The following is a 17,450-nucleotide window of genomic DNA, read 5'->3' on the forward strand; positions in this document are numbered from 1 at the left end:
GCCGCGTTCGCACCGCCGGAAAAGCCAAGTGGAAGCAAAGGCACCCCCTTGCTTTGGTCATGGATTGGCAAACTTTCCAAAGAGCGTGCCAAGGGCGTCGGACATTCATTGACCCTGCATGAATTGCGTTGAAAAAGTCCCGGTAGCCCGTAGGTGTTGCCCTGCGGAGTCCTTCGACCCTCCGGGCCAGGAGCACCATGACGATTCCAACGCCACAAGCCGCCACCTCCGTTGAGGCGGAGGGCGAGACCCCTCGCCCCGCGGCAACCCCCGCCGCGACCAAGGGCGACGCCGGCCGTTCGCCGAGCAAGATGGCCTGGCTGCGCTTCAAGCGCGACCGCACGGGCGTGATTTCGGCCTATGTGGTCATCTTCTTCTTCGTGATCGGCATCGCCGCGCCGCTGATCGCGAAGCTCTACGGGAAGGACCCGTACACGACGTACGGGCAGAACGAGCCCGGCCTGCTGGACGACTTCAGCTCTCCGGTCCTGCCCAACGGCGGTATCAGCAGCGACTACTGGTTCGGCATCGAACCGGGTCTCGGCCGGGACGTCTTCACCTTCCTGCTCTACGGCATCCGCAACTCGCTGCTCATCGCCACCGCGACGACCCTGCTGGTGACCCTGTTCGGCATCGTCATCGGCATCACCGCGGGCTACCTGGGCGGGAAGACGGACTACTTCATCGGCCGGGTCATCGACATCCTGCTGGCCTTCCCCTCCACGCTCTTCTTCATCGCCTTCTGGCCGGTGATGCTGTCGATCCTGGTCTCCCCGGAGGAGAACACCCCGACCTGGCTGGTCGTCGTCAGCCTCATCACGGTGATGACCGCGTTCGGCTGGGCCTCCATCGCCCGCCTGCTGCGCGGCGAGGTACTCGCCCTGCGCGAGCGCGAGTTCGTCGAGGCCGCCAAGGTCACGGGAGCGTCTCCGGCACGCATCATCTTCAAGGAGCTGCTGCCGAACCTCTGGACGCCGATCCTGATCCAGGCCACGCTCGCGCTGCCGATGTACGTCACCGCCGAGGCGGGACTCGCCTTCCTCGGCGTCGGCCTCAGCGACCCGACGCCCGACTGGGGCGTGATGATCCAGCGCGGATCGGACGTCTACCAGAGCGACATCACGTTCATGCTCTTCCCCGGCCTCTCGATGGTGATCTTCGTCATCGCCTTCAACCTGCTGGGCGACTCGGTGCGTGACGCACTGGACCCGAAGACCAAGCGCTGAACCGCACTTCCTCCGGCGGGCGACGGGGCTCGCCGGATTGATCGTTTCTCCATCGACCAGAGCAGGAAGCCATGTCCCTTTCCCGCAGAAACTTCGTCATCGCCACGTCGGTCGCGGCCGGCGGATCGATGCTCCTTTCCGCGTGCAGCAGCGGCAGCACGGCCAAGAAGGGCGGCGGTGCCGGACACGGCGGTGCCGACAAGTACACCGGCTCGGTCACCGTCGGCACGAAGGCCGACTCCACCGGTCCCGCCCCCGAGATCCCGGGTGCCAAGAAGGGCGGCACGATCAAGGGCCTCGCGCCGAGCGACTTCTCGCACCTGGACCCGCAGCGGATCTACTACTCCTGGAACTCCGCGGTCGGTGACCTCTTCATCCGCTGCCTGACCGGCTACAAGATCGCCGCGGACGGCTCGATGAAGCTCGTCGGCGACCTCGCCACCGACGCGGGCACCATGTCCGATGGCGGCAAGACCTGGACCTTCACCCTGAAGGACGGTCTGAAGTGGGAGGACGGCAAGGAGCTCACCGTCGAGGACGTGCGCCACGGCATCGAGCGCGGCTTCGCCAGCTTCACCACCGAGGGCGCCGGCTACGTCCAGGGCGCGCTGACGGGCACCTCCAGCTTCCGCTCGAAGTACAAGGGCCCGTTCAGCGGCAAGCACCTCGACTCGGTGGTCACCGACGCCAAGGCCAAGACGATCACCTTCAAGCTGGCCGAGGCCCGCCCGGACCTCAACTTCACGCTGGCGATGACCTCCTACGGCGCCGTCCCGGTCAAGGGTGACACCAAGGAGAAGTACGACAAGGACCCGGTGAGCTGCGGTCCGTACCGGATCAAGGCGCACTCCATCGACAAGTCGATGACGCTGGTCCGCAACCCGCACTGGGACCCCAACACGGACTCGATCCGCAACGCGTACCCGGACAGCTTCACCTACGAGTTCGGCCCCGAGTCGCTCCAGTCCGCCGACCGTCTGATCGCCAACAACGGCGACGACCAGTACGCGTACATGGCGTACAGCGGTGTCCCGGCCGAGCGCATCCAGAAGGTCCTCACCGACCCGGAGCTGAAGAAGCGGAGCTTCAACGGCCTGCTGAGCGGCATCTACTACTACGCCATCAACACCAAGCGGATCACCGACCTGAAGGTCCGCCAGGCCCTGATCCACGCCTGGCCGCTGGAGCAGATCCGCAAGATCTACGGTGGCCCGTCGGCCGGTGACTACGCCTCCTCCATCCTCAGCCCCGACATCGTCGGCTACGCCAAGGACGACGTCTACGGCAAGCTGAAGAAGCCGCAGGGCGACCCGGAGGCGGCGAAGAAGCTGCTGAAGGAGGCCGGCAAGGAGGGCCAGAAGATCGTCTACGCCTTCCCGGTCGGCAACACGTACAACAAGACCAAGGTCGTCATCGAGAACGCCCTCAAGGCGGCCGGCTTCGACCCGGTCATCAAGCCGCTGGACGCCACCAGCTACTACGACCAGATCCAGCAGATCGACAACAAGTTCGACGTGATGTGGTTCGGCTGGTCCCCGGACTGGCCGACCGGCTACACCCTGATGCAGCCGCTGTTCGACGGTGGCACGATCGCCGACGGCGGGAACAACATCTCCCAGCTCAACGTCGACTGGGTCAACGAGGCGATCAAGAAGAACGTCGCGGTCGCCGACCCGAACGAGGCCGGCAAGGCCTGGGCAGCGCTGGACAAGCGCATCATGACGGAGGAGGCGCCGATCATCCCCGAGACGTTCCAGCGCCGCTTCTACCTCTACGGCGAGAAGATCGGCGGGGCGATGTTCCACCCGCTGTACTCCTCGGCCGTCAGCTACAAGCTGTACGTGAAGGCCTGACGCCGACACTCCCGGGGCGGGGCGCCCGCGTGGCGCCCCGCCCGCTCCACTCCCCCTCGTCGGCGCCTGCCAGGGAAACCCATCGCCATGTTCCGCTTCCTCATCCGCCGGGCTATCGGCGCACTGGTCATCCTGCTGATCATCAGTGTCATCACATTCGTCCTCTTCTACGTCGCGCCCCGCGATCCGGCCCGCGTGGCCTGCGGCAAGGTGTGCACACCCGAGACACTGGCACTGGTCAGGCACAACCTCGGCATCGCCGACCCGCTGCCGGTGCAGTACTGGCACTGGCTCCAGGGCGTGTTCGTCGGCCGGGACTACAGCTCCTTCGGCCACTGCCCGGCCCCGTGCCTGGGGTACTCCTTCACCAACCGTGAGCCGGTCGTCGGCACCATCATCGACCGCCTCCCCACGACGCTCTCCCTCTCCGTCGGCAGCGCGTTCGTCTTCGTGGTCTTCGGCGTGGGCACCGGCATGCTCGCCGCGGTCAAGCAGGGCAAGTGGCTGGACAAGATCGCGTCCTCGGCCTCGCTGGTCGGCTCGTCGATGCAGATCTACTTCGTCGGCGTCATCGCGATGTACTACCTCGCGGACCAGTGGCACCTCCTGAACCGCCCCAAGGAGGTCCCGCTCAGCGAGGACCCGGCCGGCTGGTTCACCGGGCTGCTGCTCCCCTGGCTGGTGCTGGCGCTGATCTTCACCGCCAACTACACCCGTATGACCCGCTCCCAACTGGTGGAGACGCTGAGCGAGGACTACGTGCGCACCGCGCGCGCCAAGGGCCTCTCCCGCCGGACGGTGTTCTTCAAGTTCGCCTGGCGCGGTGCCATGGGCCCGATCGTCACCATCTTCGGCCTCGACATCGGCGTCCTGCTCGGCGGCGCGATCATCACCGAGAAGACCTTCGGTCTGCACGGGATCGGCGCCCTCTCGATCAAGGCCGTCAGTGACAACGACCTGCCGATGATCCTCGGCGTGGTCCTGGTCGCGGCAGCGGCGATCGTCGTCTTCAACATCATCGTCGACGCCGTCTACGCCCTCATCGACCCGCGCGTCCGCCTCGCCTAGGGAGAGATCCAATGAGCACCCCCTTCCTCTCCGTACGCGATCTGCGCGTGCACTTCTCCACCGAGGACGGCATGGTCAAGGCCGTCGACGGCCTCTCCTTCGACGTCGAGAAGGGCAGGACCCTCGGCATCGTCGGCGAGTCCGGCTCCGGCAAGTCGGTGACCAACCTGACCATCCTCGGCCTGCACCACCCCGACCACACCGAGATCGAGGGCGAGATCCTGCTCGACGGGCAGGACCTGCTCAGCGCCTCGGAGCGGGAGCTGGAGCGGCTGCGCGGCAACAAGATGGCGATGATCTTCCAGGACGCCCTGGCCTCGCTGTCGCCGTACCACACCATCGGCCGGCAGATCGGCGAGACGTACCGCAAGCACACCGGCGCCTCCAAGAAGGAGGCCCGGGCGCGGGCCGTCGAGATGCTGACCAAGGTCGGCATCCCCCAGCCCGACCTGCGGGTGGACGACTACCCGCACCAGTTCTCCGGCGGCATGCGCCAGCGCGCGATGATCGCCATGGCGCTGGTCTGCGACCCGGCGCTGCTGATCGCGGACGAGCCGACGACCGCGCTGGACGTCACCGTGCAGGCCCAGATCATCGACCTGCTCAAGGACCTCCAGCAGGAGACCGGCACCTCGATCATCTTCATCACCCACGACCTCGGCGTCATCGCCGACGTCGCCGACGACGTGCTGGTGATGTACGGCGGCCGCTGCGTGGAGCGCGGTACGAAGAAGGAGGTGCTGCGCGCCCCGCAGCACCCGTACACCCTGGGCCTGCTGAGCTCGATGCCGAGCCTGAACGGCCCGGTCGACGTACCGCTGTCGCCGATCCCCGGCACCCCGCCGAGCCTCCTCAACCCGCCGAGCGGCTGCCGCTTCCACCCCCGGTGCTCCTTCACCGAGCAGGTGGGCGGCGGGCGCTGCGCGAGCGAGCAGCCGTCGCTGGAGATCACCGCCGGGCGCGGCTCCGCCTGCCATCTCACCGCCGAGCAGCGTGCCGAGTTCTTCGCGGACTTCACCGGCACCCGGGCCAACTGACGTACAAGAGACGGGACTTCCCCACCATGAGCAGCACAGATCCCCTCCTGGACGTCTCCGGACTCACCAAGCACTTCCCGATCAAGGCCGGTTTCCCGATCCGGCGGACGGTCGGGGCGGTGCAGGCGGTCGACGGACTGGACTTCACCGTCGCCGAGGGCGAGAGCCTGGGCCTGGTCGGCGAGTCCGGCTGCGGCAAGTCGACCACGGGCCGGCTGATCACCCGGCTCCTGGAGCCGACGGCCGGCCGGATCTCCTACCGCGGGCAGGACATCACGCACGCCTCGCGCAAGGAGCTGGCCCCGGTCCGCTCCGAGATCCAGATGATCTTCCAGGACCCGTACGCCTCGCTGAACCCGCGGCAGACCGTCGGCAAGATCATCACGGCTCCGATGGAGATCAACGGCATCGAGCCGGCGGGCGGCCGCGAGGCGCGCGTGCGGGAGCTGCTGGAGATCGTCGGGCTCAACCCGGAGCACTACAACCGCTTCCCGCACGAGTTCTCCGGCGGCCAGCGCCAGCGCATCGGGGTGGCCCGCGCGCTCGCCCTGGAGCCGAAGCTGATCGTGGCGGACGAGCCGGTCTCGGCGCTGGACGTGTCGATCCAGGCGCAGGTGGTCAACCTGCTCCAGAAGCTCCAGAAGGAGCTCGGGATCGCCTTCCTGTTCATCGCCCACGACCTGGCGGTCGTACGGCACTTCTCGCAGCGCGTCGCGGTGATGTACCTCGGCCGGATCGTGGAGATCGCCGACCGCGAGGACCTGTACGGCAACCCGCGCCACCCGTACACCCGGGCGCTGCTCTCGGCCGTGCCGGAGGCCTCCGCCGACGACACCCCGGCCCAGGAGCGGATCCGGCTCGTCGGCGACGTCCCCTCCCCCGTCAACCCGCCGTCCGGCTGCCGCTTCCGCACCCGGTGCTGGAAGGCGACGGACAAGTGCGCCGCCGAGGCTCCGCCGCTGGTGCGGGTCGAGGGCAGCCGCGAGGGCCATCTGACGGCCTGCCACTACCCGGAGGACACCCGGACCACCGGGTCCGTCCCCAAGGCCCGCGAAGCCGCCTCCGGACCCGCCTCCGGGTCCGGGTCCGACGAGAAGGCCTGACGCTCCCGGTGGGCCCGGGGCCAGGACCCGACCGGTCCGGCCCCGGGCCCGCCGGCCCCGAGGAACCGGGCGCGGGCGCCCCTGACCCGAGCCACCCGCGTACCCGGTCCCGATGGAGAAGAGAGAAGCGCCCGGAACCGATCGGTTCCGGGCGCTTCGGTGTGCTGCGGGCGCGTGGCTACGAAGCGGCGCCCACGACGTCGCGCTCCTCGGCGAAGTGGCAGGCCGACTCGTGCGCCGCGGGGGTGTCGGAGCCCTTGAAGCGCTCGGGAACGGCCAGCAGCGGCAGTTCCGTGGAGCACTTGTCCTGGGCCTTCCAGCACCGGGTGCGGAAGCGGCAGCCGGACGGCGGGTTCGCCGGCGAGGGGACGTCACCGGTGAGGATGATCCGCTCGCCGCGCTCACGGGCCTCGGGGTCCGGGACCGGGACCGCCGACAGCAGCGCCTGGGTGTAGGGGTGCGTCGGGTGGTCGTAGATCTCGGTGTCCGTGCCGATCTCGGCCATCTTGCCGAGGTACATCACGCCGACCCGGTCGGAGATGTGCCGGACGATCGACAGGTCGTGCGCGATGAAGACGTAGGACAGGTTGAACTCGTCCTGGAGCTTCTCCATCAGGTTGATGACCTGCGCCTGCACCGACACGTCGAGCGCGGAGACCGGCTCGTCGCAGATGATGATCTCCGGGTTGAGCGCGAGGCCGCGGGCGATGCCGATGCGCTGGCGCTGGCCGCCGGAGAACTGGTGCGGGTAGCGGTTGATGTACTCCGGGTTGAGGCCGACGACGTCCAGGAGCTCCTGGACCTTGGCCCGCCGGTCGCCCTTGGGGGCCACCTCGGGGTGGATGTCGAAGGGCTCGCCGATGATGTCGCCGACCGTCATGCGCGGGTTCAGCGAGGTGTACGGGTCCTGGAACACCATCTGGATGTTCCGGCGGACCGCCTTCAGCGCGCGGCCGGACAGCTTGGTGATGTCCTGGCCCTTGTAGAAGACCTCGCCCGCGGTCGCGGTCTCCAGCGTCATCAGCAGCTTGGCGACGGTGGACTTGCCACAGCCGGACTCACCGACGATGCCGAGGGTCTCGCCCTGGTAGAGGTCGAAGGAGACCCCGTCCACGGCCTTGACCGCACCGACCTGGCGCTTGAACAGGATGCCCTGGCTCAGCGGGAAGTGCTTGACCAGATTGCGCACCTGGAGGATCGGCTCGCCGCGCTCCACCGGCGCCTCGATCGCGGCGACCGCCGCCGTGTCGTCGGTGGCGTCCACCGCGACGACCTCGGTGACGTTCGGGGTGGCGTCCATGGAACCGTCCGTCTTGTCGTTCTCAGCCATGGATCGTCTCCTTCCAGAAGTGGCACGCGCTGCCGCGGCCGGGCAGCTCGGAGCCGTCCTGCTCGGTCACCGTGACCAGCTTGGGGATCTCCGTGCGGCAGACGTCCTCCGCCTTGGGGCAGCGCGGGTTGAAGGCGCAGCCCGAGGGGATCTTGAGCAGGTTGGGCGGCAGGCCCTTGATCGCGTAGAGCTCCTGGCCCTTCTGGTCCAGCCGCGGGATCGAGTCGAGCAGGCCGCGGGTGTACGGGTGCGCGGGGCGCTTGTACAGCTCGTGCACCGGCGCGGTCTCGACGATCCGTCCCGCGTACATGACCGCGATCTTGTCCGCGACGTCGGCGACGACGCCGAGGTCGTGGGTGATCAGGATCAGGCCCATGTTGAACTCCGTCTGGAGCTCCTTGAGCAGGTCCATGACCTGGGCCTGGACCGTCACGTCGAGCGCGGTGGTCGGCTCGTCCGCGATGATCAGGTCCGGCTCCAGCGCCAGCGCCATGGCGATCATGATGCGCTGGCGCATACCGCCGGAGAACTGGTGCGGGTAGTCGTTGACCCGCTGCGTGGCGGCGGGGATCTTGACCCGGTCCATCAGCTCGATGGCCTTGGCCTTGGCCTCCTTGCGGGAGAGCCCCTGGTGGACCCGGAACATCTCGCCGAGCTGGTAGCCGACCGAGAGCACGGGGTTCAGCGAGGAGAGCGCGTCCTGGAAGATCATGGCGATCTTCTGGCCGCGGATCTTCCGCCGCTCCTCGTTGCTCATGGTCAGCATGTCCTGACCGCGGTAGAGGATCTGGCCCTGCGGGATCTTCCCGGGCGGCATGTCGAGGATGCCCATGATCGCCTGGGCGGTCACGGACTTGCCGGAGCCGGACTCGCCGAGCACGGCGAGGGTCTCCCCGGAGTCCACCTTGTAGTTCACACCGTTGACGGCCTTGGCGACGCCGTCACGGGTGTGGAACTCCACGTGGAGGTCACGCACTTCGAGGAGCGGTGCGCTGTCCGACGCCCCGGAGCGGGGCGCCGGGCTGTCTGCTGTCTTGTCCATGATGGTCACGTCGTACGCCCTCCTCAGCGCAGCTTCGGGTCGAGGGCGTCGCGGACCGCGTCGCCGAGCATGATGAACGCGAAGACCGTGAGGCTGAGCATTCCGGCGGGGAACAGCAGCGCGTGCGGGTTGTCGCGGATGGCCTGGCTGCCCTCGGCGATGTCGATGCCCCACGAGATCGTCGGGTCGGCGAGGCCGAGCCCGAGGAACGAGAGCGTCGCCTCGGCCGAGATGTAGCCGCCGAGCGCGATGGTGGCCACGACGATGGTCGGGGCGAGCGCGTTCGGCAGGACGTGGCGGAAGAGGATGCGCGGGGTGCCGGCGCCGAGGGCGCGGGCGGCCGTCACGTAGTCCGCCTGCTTGGCGGTGATGACGGAGGAGCGCATCACTCGGCAGATCGAGGTCCAGCCCAGGAAGGCGAGGGCCAGGATCACCACGTAGACCTTGCGGTCGGTGAAGGCGTTCAGGACGACCATCGCACCGAGCAGGAACGGGATGCCGAAGAAGATGTCGGTGATCCGGGAGATGATCGAGTCGAGCCAGCCGCCGAAGTAGCCGGCGAGCATGCCGAGTAGACCGCCGACCAGGGTGACGGCGGCGGTGACGCCGACGCCGACCAGGATCGAGGCGCGGGTGCCGTAGATGACGCGCGCGTAGATCGAGCGGCCCTGACCGTCGTAGCCGAACCAGTCGGGCTTGAAGAAGTGCCCCAGCTCCGGCTTGGTCAGGAAGTGGTTGGTCAGGTCGCCGTCGCGCGGGTCCGCACCGGTGAACAGACCGGGGAACGCCGCGATGACCAGCAGCACGACCAGCAGGATCGAGGAGATCCAGAACATCGGGCGGTGACGCAGGTCGAACCAGGCGTCGCCCCAGAGACTACGAGGCTTGTCCTGCTTCTTGGCGTCGGCCGCGGGCGCCGCGGTGGCCTCGGCCACCGCTTCGGTCTGGGTCTTGGTCGCGTCAGGCATACCGGATCCTCGGGTCCAGGACCGCGTACAGCAGGTCGACAAGCAGGTTGATCACAAGGATGACGAGGACGAAGACCGTGACGACGCCGACGATCGTGGAGCCCTCGCGCTGCTGCAGCGCCTTGAAGAGCAGGTTTCCGACACCCTGGACGTTGAAGATGCCCTCGGTGACGACCGCGCCGCCGATGAAGCCGCCGACGTCGGTACCCAGGAAGGTGACGACGGGGATCAGCGAGTTGCGCAGCAGGTGGACACCGACGATGCGGCGCCGCGGCAGGCCCTTGGCCATGGCGGTGCGCATGTAGTCGGCACGCAGGTTCTCCGCGAAGGTGGTGCGGGTCAGCCGTGCCACGTACGCCATGGAGAGCATGGCGAGCACGAAGCCCGGCAGGAACAACTGCGCGTAGTCCGTCGAGTCCTGGACGTTCGGTGCCACCCAGCCGAGCTGGTCCGCGAGGACGAAGCGGGCGAGGAAGCCGAGCACGAACACCGGGATCGAGATGACGATCAGGGTGAAGATCAGCACGCCGGTGTCGGCGGCCTTGCCGGCCCGCAGACCGGCCCAGGCGCCGAGCCCGATGCCGACGATGATCTCGATGATCATGGCTACGGCGGTCAGCCGCAGGGTCACCGGGAAGGACTCGGACATCTCGTCGATGACCTGGCGACCACCGAAGGTCTTGCCGAAGTCGCCCTGGAAGAGATTGCCCATGTAGTCGACGTACTGCTTCCACAGGGGCTGGTCGAGTCCGAACTCATGGCGGAGCGACGCGACCTGTGCGGGGTCTGCCGCCTTGTCTCCCCACATCGCCCGGATGGGGTCACCGGGAAGGATGTGGACCATGAGGAAAATAATCAGAGTGGTCCCGATGAAAACCGGGATCATCTGGAGCAGTCGCCTTGCGACGTAACGCCCCATCATGCCTCCATGCCGTGAGGGGTCGGCGATGGCCTACTCAGAGTTGTCTCCGCCGCGGGGGTGTGGGGGAGAAGCCCCGGGGCCGACGCCTACGGGCCGGCCCGTCGCTCCTCCGATGAGGAGCGACGGAACCGGCCGTCGGATCCCGATAGTTACTTCTTGGCCTTCACCTGGACGTCGGTGAAGATGGGGTCGCCGTCCTGGCCGTAAACGATCTTGCCGAAGACGTTGGTCGACTGGCCCGAGTTGACCTTGTAGAACCACAGCGGGATGGCCGGCATGTCGTTCTTCAGGAGCTGCTCGGCCTCCTGGTACATCTTCACGGTGTCGTCGAGCGTCTTGGCCTTGTCGGCGTCCGAGGCGAGCTTGTCGAACTCCTTGTTGGAGTAGCCCGACGTGTTGCCCGCGGCGGTCGTGCCGTACAGGTCACGCATGAAGTTCGAGTTGACGGGGTAGTCGAGCACCCAGCCACCGCGGTACATGGACTTGACCTGCTTGTTGTCACGCGCGTTCAGGTCGGCCTGGAAGTCCGGCTTGGAGTCGCCGACGCACTCGACACCGGTGGCCTTGCGGATGCTGTTGCAGACCGCGTCGACCCACGGCTTGTGGGACTGGTCGGCGTTGAACTGGATCGAGATCTTGTTGCCGGGGACGCCGCCGCCCTCTTCGATCATCTTCTTGGCCTTGGCCGGGTCGTACTTCACGACGTCGCCGAGGGCGCCCGGCTTGTAGCCGAGCACGCCGCGGGCGACGAAGGAGTCGGCCGGGGTGCGGGTGCCGTGGAGGACGGTCTTCGTGATCGTGTCACGGTCGATCGCCATCGACAGACCCTGGATGACCTTGGGGTCGATGTTCTTGAACTGCTTGGTGTAGAACGCCGGGACGATCGACTGCACCGCGGAGTACTCGGCGTCGATGGCACGGTCGCCGAGGTCCTGCTTGTAGCTGGTCAGCGCGGTCGTCGGGACCTGCTCGATCCAGTCGAGGTTGTTCGACCGGAGGTCCGAGTAGGCGGCGTCGGCCGTGGTGTAGTTCTTGAAGTCGATGCCACCGTTCTTGGCCTTGTTCGGGCCCTGGTAGTCGTCGAACTTGCGAACCTTGATCAGCTTCTTGTGGTCCCACGAGACGAACTTGTAGGGGCCGTTGCCGATCGGGTGCTGGCCGGCGGCGGCCGGGTCCTTGAAGAAGGACTCGGGCAGCGGCGCCCAGACGTCGTAACCGAGCTTGTACGCGAAGTACGAGACCGGGCCGGTCAGCGTGATGGTGAAGGTGTTCTCGTCGACGACCTTCAGACCGGACATCTTGTCCGACTTCGGGGAGCCCTTCTCCGGGTGGACGTCCTCGTAGCCCTTGATGTCCTGGAACCAGCTGGAGTTGGTCTGGTTGTTCTTGACGTTGGCCGACCAGTTCCAGGAGTCCACGTAGGACTTCGAGGTCACGGGGGTGCCGTCGTGGAACTTCCAGCCCGGCTTGAGCTTCACGGTCCACACCGACGAGTCGGCGTTGGGCGTCACGGACTCGGCGTTGACGTTCACGAGCTTGCCGGTGCCGGGCTCGTAGTCGACCAGGCCGGAGAAGATGGTGCGCAGGACACGGCTGCCCTGGCTCTCCTTGGCGTTGGCCGGCTGGAGCGGGTTCTGCGGCTCGCCGAGCTGGGCGGTCAGGATCCCGTTCGGGTCCGCCTTGCCCGAGTTCATGGCCTTGTCGCCACCGTCGTCGTTACCGCCACAGGCAGTCGCGGCCAGGGCGATGATGGCCGCACCCGCGACCCACTTGGCGCTCTTGGCACCACGCATGGGTTTCCTCCTCATGAGTCCACTTTTGACTACAAGAAGGGCACTGGAGTGATACACCGACACCCCTGACGGTGATCGTTCAGTGCCCCTAGTGTGCTCGTGAGTCGGCACTCCCCACAGTGCGTGACCCATTGACCCGAGCTCAATGGAGCCAACTATTAAGTACGACCGGGCCGTAAACCACACTTAAAGGGTCTCGTTTTAACAACATCACAGAAGAGCGATTGCCCGAAATCCGGACAAAGCGATCCCAGACAGACACGCTCGAAACGGACCGTTAACGCAGCTTTCGGAGAGCGACGATCGATATGCGGACGGATCGCCGGGGAAAACAACTGGACAGGGGCCTGTGCCGCCTGCTTGACAGCACACCGCCAACAGTGCGCGGTTGCGGTCGCACATCCTTCTCCCCCGGTCCCCGCCCGACCATGCGCGCTACGGCATACGAAGGGGCCCGGCCTCCGTCAACCGACGGCGGGCCGGGCCCCGTTGACCGTGCGGGCGCTCCCGGCGCCCGCGACGGATCAGCGCTTGGCGCGCGACGCGGTGCGGCCGCGCTCCTTCTGGTCCAGGACGACCTTGCGGATACGCACGGCCTCCGGGGTCACCTCGACGCACTCGTCGTCGCGGCAGAACTCCAGGGACTGCTCCAGGGAGAGCTTCCGCGGCGGCACGATCGCCTCGAAGGAGTCGGCGGAGGAGGAGCGCATGTTGGTGAGCTTCTTCTCCTTGGTGATGTTCACGTCCATGTCGTCGGCGCGCGAGTTCTCACCGACGATCATGCCCTCGTAGACCTCGGTGCCCGGGTCGGTGAAGAGCACACCGCGCTCCTGGAGGTTGGTCATCGCGAAGGCGGTGACCGCACCGGAGCGGTCGGCGACCAGCGAACCGTTGTTGCGGGTCGTCAGCGTGCCGAACCACGGCTCGTGGCCCTCGTGGATCGAGTGGGCGATGCCCGTGCCGCGGGTCTGCGTCAGGAACTCGGTACGGAAGCCGATCAGGCCGCGGGAGGGCACGACGAACTCCATGCGGACCCAGCCGGAGCCGTGGTTCGACATGTTGTCCATCCGGCCCTTGCGGACGCCCATGAGCTGCGTGACGGCGCCCATGTGCTCCTCGGGCACGTCGACGGTCATGCGCTCGACCGGCTCGTACGTCTTGCCCTCGACCTCCTTGGTGACCACCTGCGGCTTGCCGATGGTCAGCTCGAAGCCCTCACGGCGCATCTGCTCGACCAGGATGGCCAGCGCCAGCTCGCCGCGGCCCTGCACCTCCCAGGCGTCGGGGCGCTCGGTGTCCAGGACGCGGAGCGAGACGTTGCCGATCAGCTCGCGGTCCAGGCGGTCCTTGACCTGGCGGGCGGTGACCTTGCGGTCCTTGACGACGGCCTTGGCGTCGGCGCCCTTGCCGGTGGCACCGCGGCCGACCAGCGGCGAGGTGTTGGTACCGATGGTCATGGAGATCGCGGGCTCGTCGACCGTGATCAGCGGCAGCGCCACCGGGTTCTCCGGGTCGGCCAGCGTCTCGCCGATCATGATGTCCGGGATACCGGCCACGGCGCAGATGTCACCGGGGCCCGCCACCTCGGCCGGCTTGCGGGTGAGCGCCTCGGTCATCATCAGCTCGGAGATGCGGACGTTGGACACCGTGCCGTCGCGCTTGATCCAGGCGACCGTCTGGCCCTTGCGCAGCTCGCCCTGCTCGACGCGGAGCAGCGCGATACGACCGAGGAAGTTGTCGGCGTCGAGGTTGGTGACGTGGGCCTGGAGCGGCGCGTCGTCCTCGTACGTCGGGGCCGGGACGTGCTCCAGGATGGTGGTGAAGAACGGCTCCAGGTTGGTGGAGTCGGCCGGGACGGTGCCGTCCTCCGGCTTGGTGAGGGACGCGATGCCGTCACGGCCGCAGGCGTAGACGATCGGGAACTCGATCTGCTCCTCGTCGGCGTCCAGGTCGAGGAAGAGGTCGTAGGTCTCGTTGACGACCTCGTCGATCCGGGAGTCCGGGCGGTCCGTCTTGTTGATGCAGAGGATCACCGGCATCCGGGCCTGGAGGGCCTTGCGGAGCACGAACCGGGTCTGCGGAAGCGGGCCCTCGGAGGCGTCCACGAGCAGCACGACCGCGTCCACCATCGACAGACCGCGCTCGACCTCGCCACCGAAGTCGGCGTGGCCCGGGGTGTCGATGATGTTGATCGTGATGGGCGCCCCGCCGTCCTTGGGGTGGTACTTCACCGCCGTGTTCTTGGCGAGGATCGTGATGCCCTTCTCACGCTCCAGGTCGTTCGAGTCCATGACGCGGTCGTCGACGGACTCCAGCTGGTGGGCGGCGAACGCCCCGGCCTGCTTGAGCATGGCATCGACGATGGTCGTCTTGCCGTGGTCGACGTGGGCAACAATGGCTACGTTACGGATGTCATGGCGCGTGGGCATGGGTGGCTTGCGCTTCTCTCGGATCGTGGGATCAGGCGTCTAAGTCGGTCTCGAGTCCTCGTACGCCCACCGGGCGGACACGCCACGGCTCGTCCCATGGTACGGGCCCGGGGCCCCAGCGGCTTCCCGGGCAAGGGCCGGAGGCTCCCCCGGGCCCGGGAACGGCCGCCCCGACCGGCGCGGACGCGGCGGGCGGATCGCCTCGTCGGCCGCACGTTCGCGCCCCCGTGGCCGGGTCTTCCGGCGGATTTCACCGGGGACGCGGCACGGGGGCGCGATGGGGGACGTGGGCCCGTCCCGGGACGGGCCCGGATTCTGCGCGGCTTCGGAGGTGGGGCTCCGGAGCGGATGTCTCCGGGAGACCGGGGTTTGGGGCCCCGGCGCGGTTCCTGGAGGTGGGGGGAGCGAGCGGCCGCCCGGGTCAACGGGCAAGGGACCCCGTCCGTCGGGTGAGGGCCCCGGGCCGACCTTGCCCGCGGGGCAAGGCGGCGGGCAAGGGATTTGAGCCTTTTCTGAGGTTGCGGACGGTCGGCGTCCGCCCGGCTGACCTGGTGCTTCTTCTACTCGCTGCCGGCCTTGGCGGCCTGGGGCCGTTCGAAGCCGATGTCCTGGTAGCGGGGGGCGGCGAAGCCGAAGGCGCCGACGTTCACCAGCTTCCGGTCGACCGCGACCAGCTGCGGGCGCCGGTAGAGCGGGATGGACCCGGCGGCGGCCCAGATCCGGGCGTCGGCCTGCTTCATCAGCTCCCGGGCGGCGGACTCGTCGAGCTCGGCGACCGCCCGGTCGAAGAGCTGGTCGATGTGGTCGGTGCCGACGCGGGTGTAGTTCTGCTCGACCTGGAGCGAGCCGTCGGCGGCGGGCACCGGCTTGGCGAAGATCGGCCGGTCGTCGGTGGCCGGGTAGGCGGTCGCCGGCCAGGAGTACAGCGCGAGGTCGTAGTCGCCGGCGGCGACGTGGTCCCGGAAGTAGCTCTCGTCGGGCACCTTGACGATCTCCGTACGGATGCCGATCTCCTCCAGCATCGCCGAGATCCGGTCGCCCACCCCGCGCAGCTGCTCCGAGCCGGGGCCGGACGGCAGGACGAAGCGCAGGCTCAGCGGCTTGCCGTCCTTGCCGAGCGGTCCGGGCCGGGGCCCCGTCGCCCGCGCGGGGGCGGCGGTGCCCGGCGGGGCGTACGCGCCGACCGCGCCGCCGGGCCGGTCGTCCCGGGCGGGGGCGTCCCCGGCGGAGGCGGTGAGGGCGCCGGCCTGGCGCAGCAGGACGGCGCTGTGGAACGCGGCGGCGGGGGCGGGGGCCAGGACGTGGCCGACGCCGTCGAACGGTTCGCCGTCGCCGGGCTTGCCGTCGTCGGCCCCGTCCGTGCCGTCGTCGTCGGCCCCGTCGCCGTCCGGGTCCGCCTCGGGCCCCTGCCGCCCGGCCTCGCTGCCCGCCTTGGTGCCGGCGTCCGGGCGGGACGCGCCCTCCCGGGTCCAGCCCGCCTCGGCCAGCAGCGCCCGGGCCTGCCCGGTGTCCTGGTCGCCGAGCGCCCTGCTGCCGTCCTGGTAGCCGGGCTGGCCGGCCAGCGCCAGGTGGCTGCCGACCGGCCGGGCGGGCAGGCCGAGCGGGCGCAGCACGGTCTCCGCCAGCTCCTGGCGGTCCAGGGCGCGGGCGACCGCCCGGCGCACCCGGTCGTCCGCCAGCGGTCCGGACTCGCCGTTCAGCGCGAGCTGGGTGTAGGCGGGCTCCAGCGACCTGCGCACCACGTAGCCGCTCAGCGCCTTCTGCTCGGCGGCGTACGCCTCGGCCTCGGCCCGCGCCTTCGCCCTGGCGGTCCGTTCGGCGGCGGCCGCCGCCGGGTCCGAGCCGTGGGCCACGGCCCAGGAGCGGAGGGCCGCGGCCGGGTCCGTCGCCGCGCCGGGGCCCATCGCGAGGGGCGGGCGGCCCTTCGCCCGGTCGCGGACGGCCCGGGTGATCCGGCGGTCCGCGGCGGCGTCGATGTCGGCCACGTCGACCCGGCCCTCGGCGAGCGCGGCGGCCCGGTCCCGGGGTGCGACGGCCCGGAAGACCAGCGCGTCCAGCTTGGGCCGGCTCCCCCACCAGCGGAGGTTGCGGACGAGGGTGACCTCGCCCGCCTTCCTGTCGACGGCGCCCAGCCGGAAGGGCCCGGCGGTCTTCGGGAGCGTGGTGCGGGATCCGTCGTTGAAGGCGTCCGGGGAGCCGGTCACCTCCTTCGGGTACAGCGGGGAGAAGAGCGAGCGCCAGTCCGCGTACGGCCGGTTGAACGTGACCCGCACCTCCAGGTCGTCGGCGCCGCGCTCGATCCTGTCGATGCGGTCGTAGCCGGCGTTGCGGGCGGTCCAGAACGCGCTGTCGCGGCCGCTGAGCGCCCGCCACTGGGCGAGGAAGTCGGGGGCCCCGATCTGCCGGCCGTCGCTCCACACCGCCTGCTGGTTGAGGCGGTAGAGCACCACCTGGCGTGGCTCGCGCTCGATCACCTTCGCGGACTCCAGGTAGTCCGGATCGGGCTGCGGCTCGCCCCGGGCGTCCAGCGGGAAGAGCGTCGGCAGCAGGGCGCCGGTGATCCGGGCGGTGGTGGCGTCGGCGTCCGCCTGGAAGGCGTTGAGGGTGGTGGGCAGCGCGTCGACCGCCCAGTCGACCGTGCCGCCGTCGGCGATCCGGTTCCGGTCCACGACGGCGATG

12 protein-coding genes are annotated in these 17,450 nt (G+C 68.7%); 5 read left to right on the forward strand and 7 right to left on the reverse strand.

What is annotated here, in order from left to right; translation table 11 throughout:
* Positions 1–197 precede the first annotated feature (197 nt).
* The 5 genes from ACF08W_RS29425 to ACF08W_RS29445 all read left to right on the forward strand — a co-directional run bounded on the left by ACF08W_RS29425 (position 198) and on the right by ACF08W_RS29445 (position 6,287).
* The gene (locus ACF08W_RS29425; protein ID WP_392281129.1) at positions 198–1,226 is read left to right on the forward strand and encodes an ABC transporter permease; all 1,029 of its coding nucleotides are present in this window, start codon (positions 198–200) and stop codon (positions 1,224–1,226) included.
* 71 nt (positions 1,227–1,297) lie between these two features.
* Positions 1,298–3,079, forward strand: a complete 1,782-nt coding sequence (locus tag ACF08W_RS29430) for an ABC transporter substrate-binding protein (RefSeq protein ID WP_392281130.1) — start codon at positions 1,298–1,300, stop codon at positions 3,077–3,079.
* 87 nt (positions 3,080–3,166) lie between these two features.
* Positions 3,167–4,147 carry an ABC transporter permease gene (locus ACF08W_RS29435; RefSeq protein ID WP_392281131.1) on the forward strand — a complete coding sequence of 327 codons (981 nt, stop codon included), beginning with the start codon at positions 3,167–3,169 and terminating at the stop codon, positions 4,145–4,147.
* An 11-nt stretch (positions 4,148–4,158) separates the two neighbouring features.
* Positions 4,159–5,184: an ABC transporter ATP-binding protein gene (locus ACF08W_RS29440; RefSeq protein ID WP_352273305.1), complete on the forward strand. Its 1,026-nt coding sequence runs from the start codon at positions 4,159–4,161 to the stop codon at positions 5,182–5,184.
* A gap of 26 nt (positions 5,185–5,210) precedes the next feature.
* The gene (locus ACF08W_RS29445; RefSeq protein ID WP_385214128.1) at positions 5,211–6,287 is read left to right on the forward strand and encodes an ABC transporter ATP-binding protein; all 1,077 of its coding nucleotides are present in this window, start codon (positions 5,211–5,213) and stop codon (positions 6,285–6,287) included.
* Positions 6,288–6,465: 178 nt separating this feature from the next.
* Here ACF08W_RS29445 and ACF08W_RS29450 read toward each other — a convergent pair whose 3' ends face one another.
* From ACF08W_RS29450 to ACF08W_RS29480, 7 genes are all read right to left on the reverse strand, one after another.
* Complete coding sequence (locus tag ACF08W_RS29450) at positions 6,466–7,617, reverse strand: dipeptide ABC transporter ATP-binding protein (RefSeq protein WP_352273307.1); 1,152 nt, start codon at positions 7,615–7,617, stop codon at positions 6,466–6,468.
* Positions 7,610–8,668, reverse strand: a complete 1,059-nt coding sequence (locus tag ACF08W_RS29455; RefSeq protein WP_352273308.1) for an ABC transporter ATP-binding protein — start codon at positions 8,666–8,668, stop codon at positions 7,610–7,612. Before ACF08W_RS29455 ends, ACF08W_RS29450 begins: the two co-directional genes overlap by 8 nt.
* Before the next feature lie 14 nt (positions 8,669–8,682).
* Complete coding sequence (locus tag ACF08W_RS29460; RefSeq protein ID WP_352273309.1) at positions 8,683–9,627, reverse strand: ABC transporter permease; 945 nt, start codon at positions 9,625–9,627, stop codon at positions 8,683–8,685.
* Entirely contained in the window at positions 9,620–10,546 is a 927-nt protein-coding gene (locus tag ACF08W_RS29465; protein WP_352273310.1) for an ABC transporter permease, read from the reverse strand. Before ACF08W_RS29465 ends, ACF08W_RS29460 begins: the two co-directional genes overlap by 8 nt.
* A 152-nt stretch (positions 10,547–10,698) precedes the next feature.
* Positions 10,699–12,342: an ABC transporter substrate-binding protein gene (locus ACF08W_RS29470; protein ID WP_385214135.1), complete on the reverse strand. Its 1,644-nt coding sequence runs from the start codon at positions 12,340–12,342 to the stop codon at positions 10,699–10,701.
* Positions 12,343–12,866: 524 nt separating this feature from the next.
* Positions 12,867–14,771, reverse strand: a complete 1,905-nt coding sequence (typA, locus tag ACF08W_RS29475) for a translational GTPase TypA (RefSeq protein ID WP_352273312.1) — start codon at positions 14,769–14,771, stop codon at positions 12,867–12,869.
* Between the two features lie 560 nt (positions 14,772–15,331).
* Positions 15,332–17,450 (reverse strand): ABC transporter substrate-binding protein (locus tag ACF08W_RS29480; protein ID WP_392281132.1); only part of this gene is annotated, 2,119 nt, incomplete at its 5' end.

It is taken from the genome of Streptomyces sp. NPDC015144 (genome assembly GCF_043079735.1).
Taxonomy (GTDB): Bacteria; Actinomycetota; Actinomycetes; order Streptomycetales; family Streptomycetaceae; genus Streptomyces.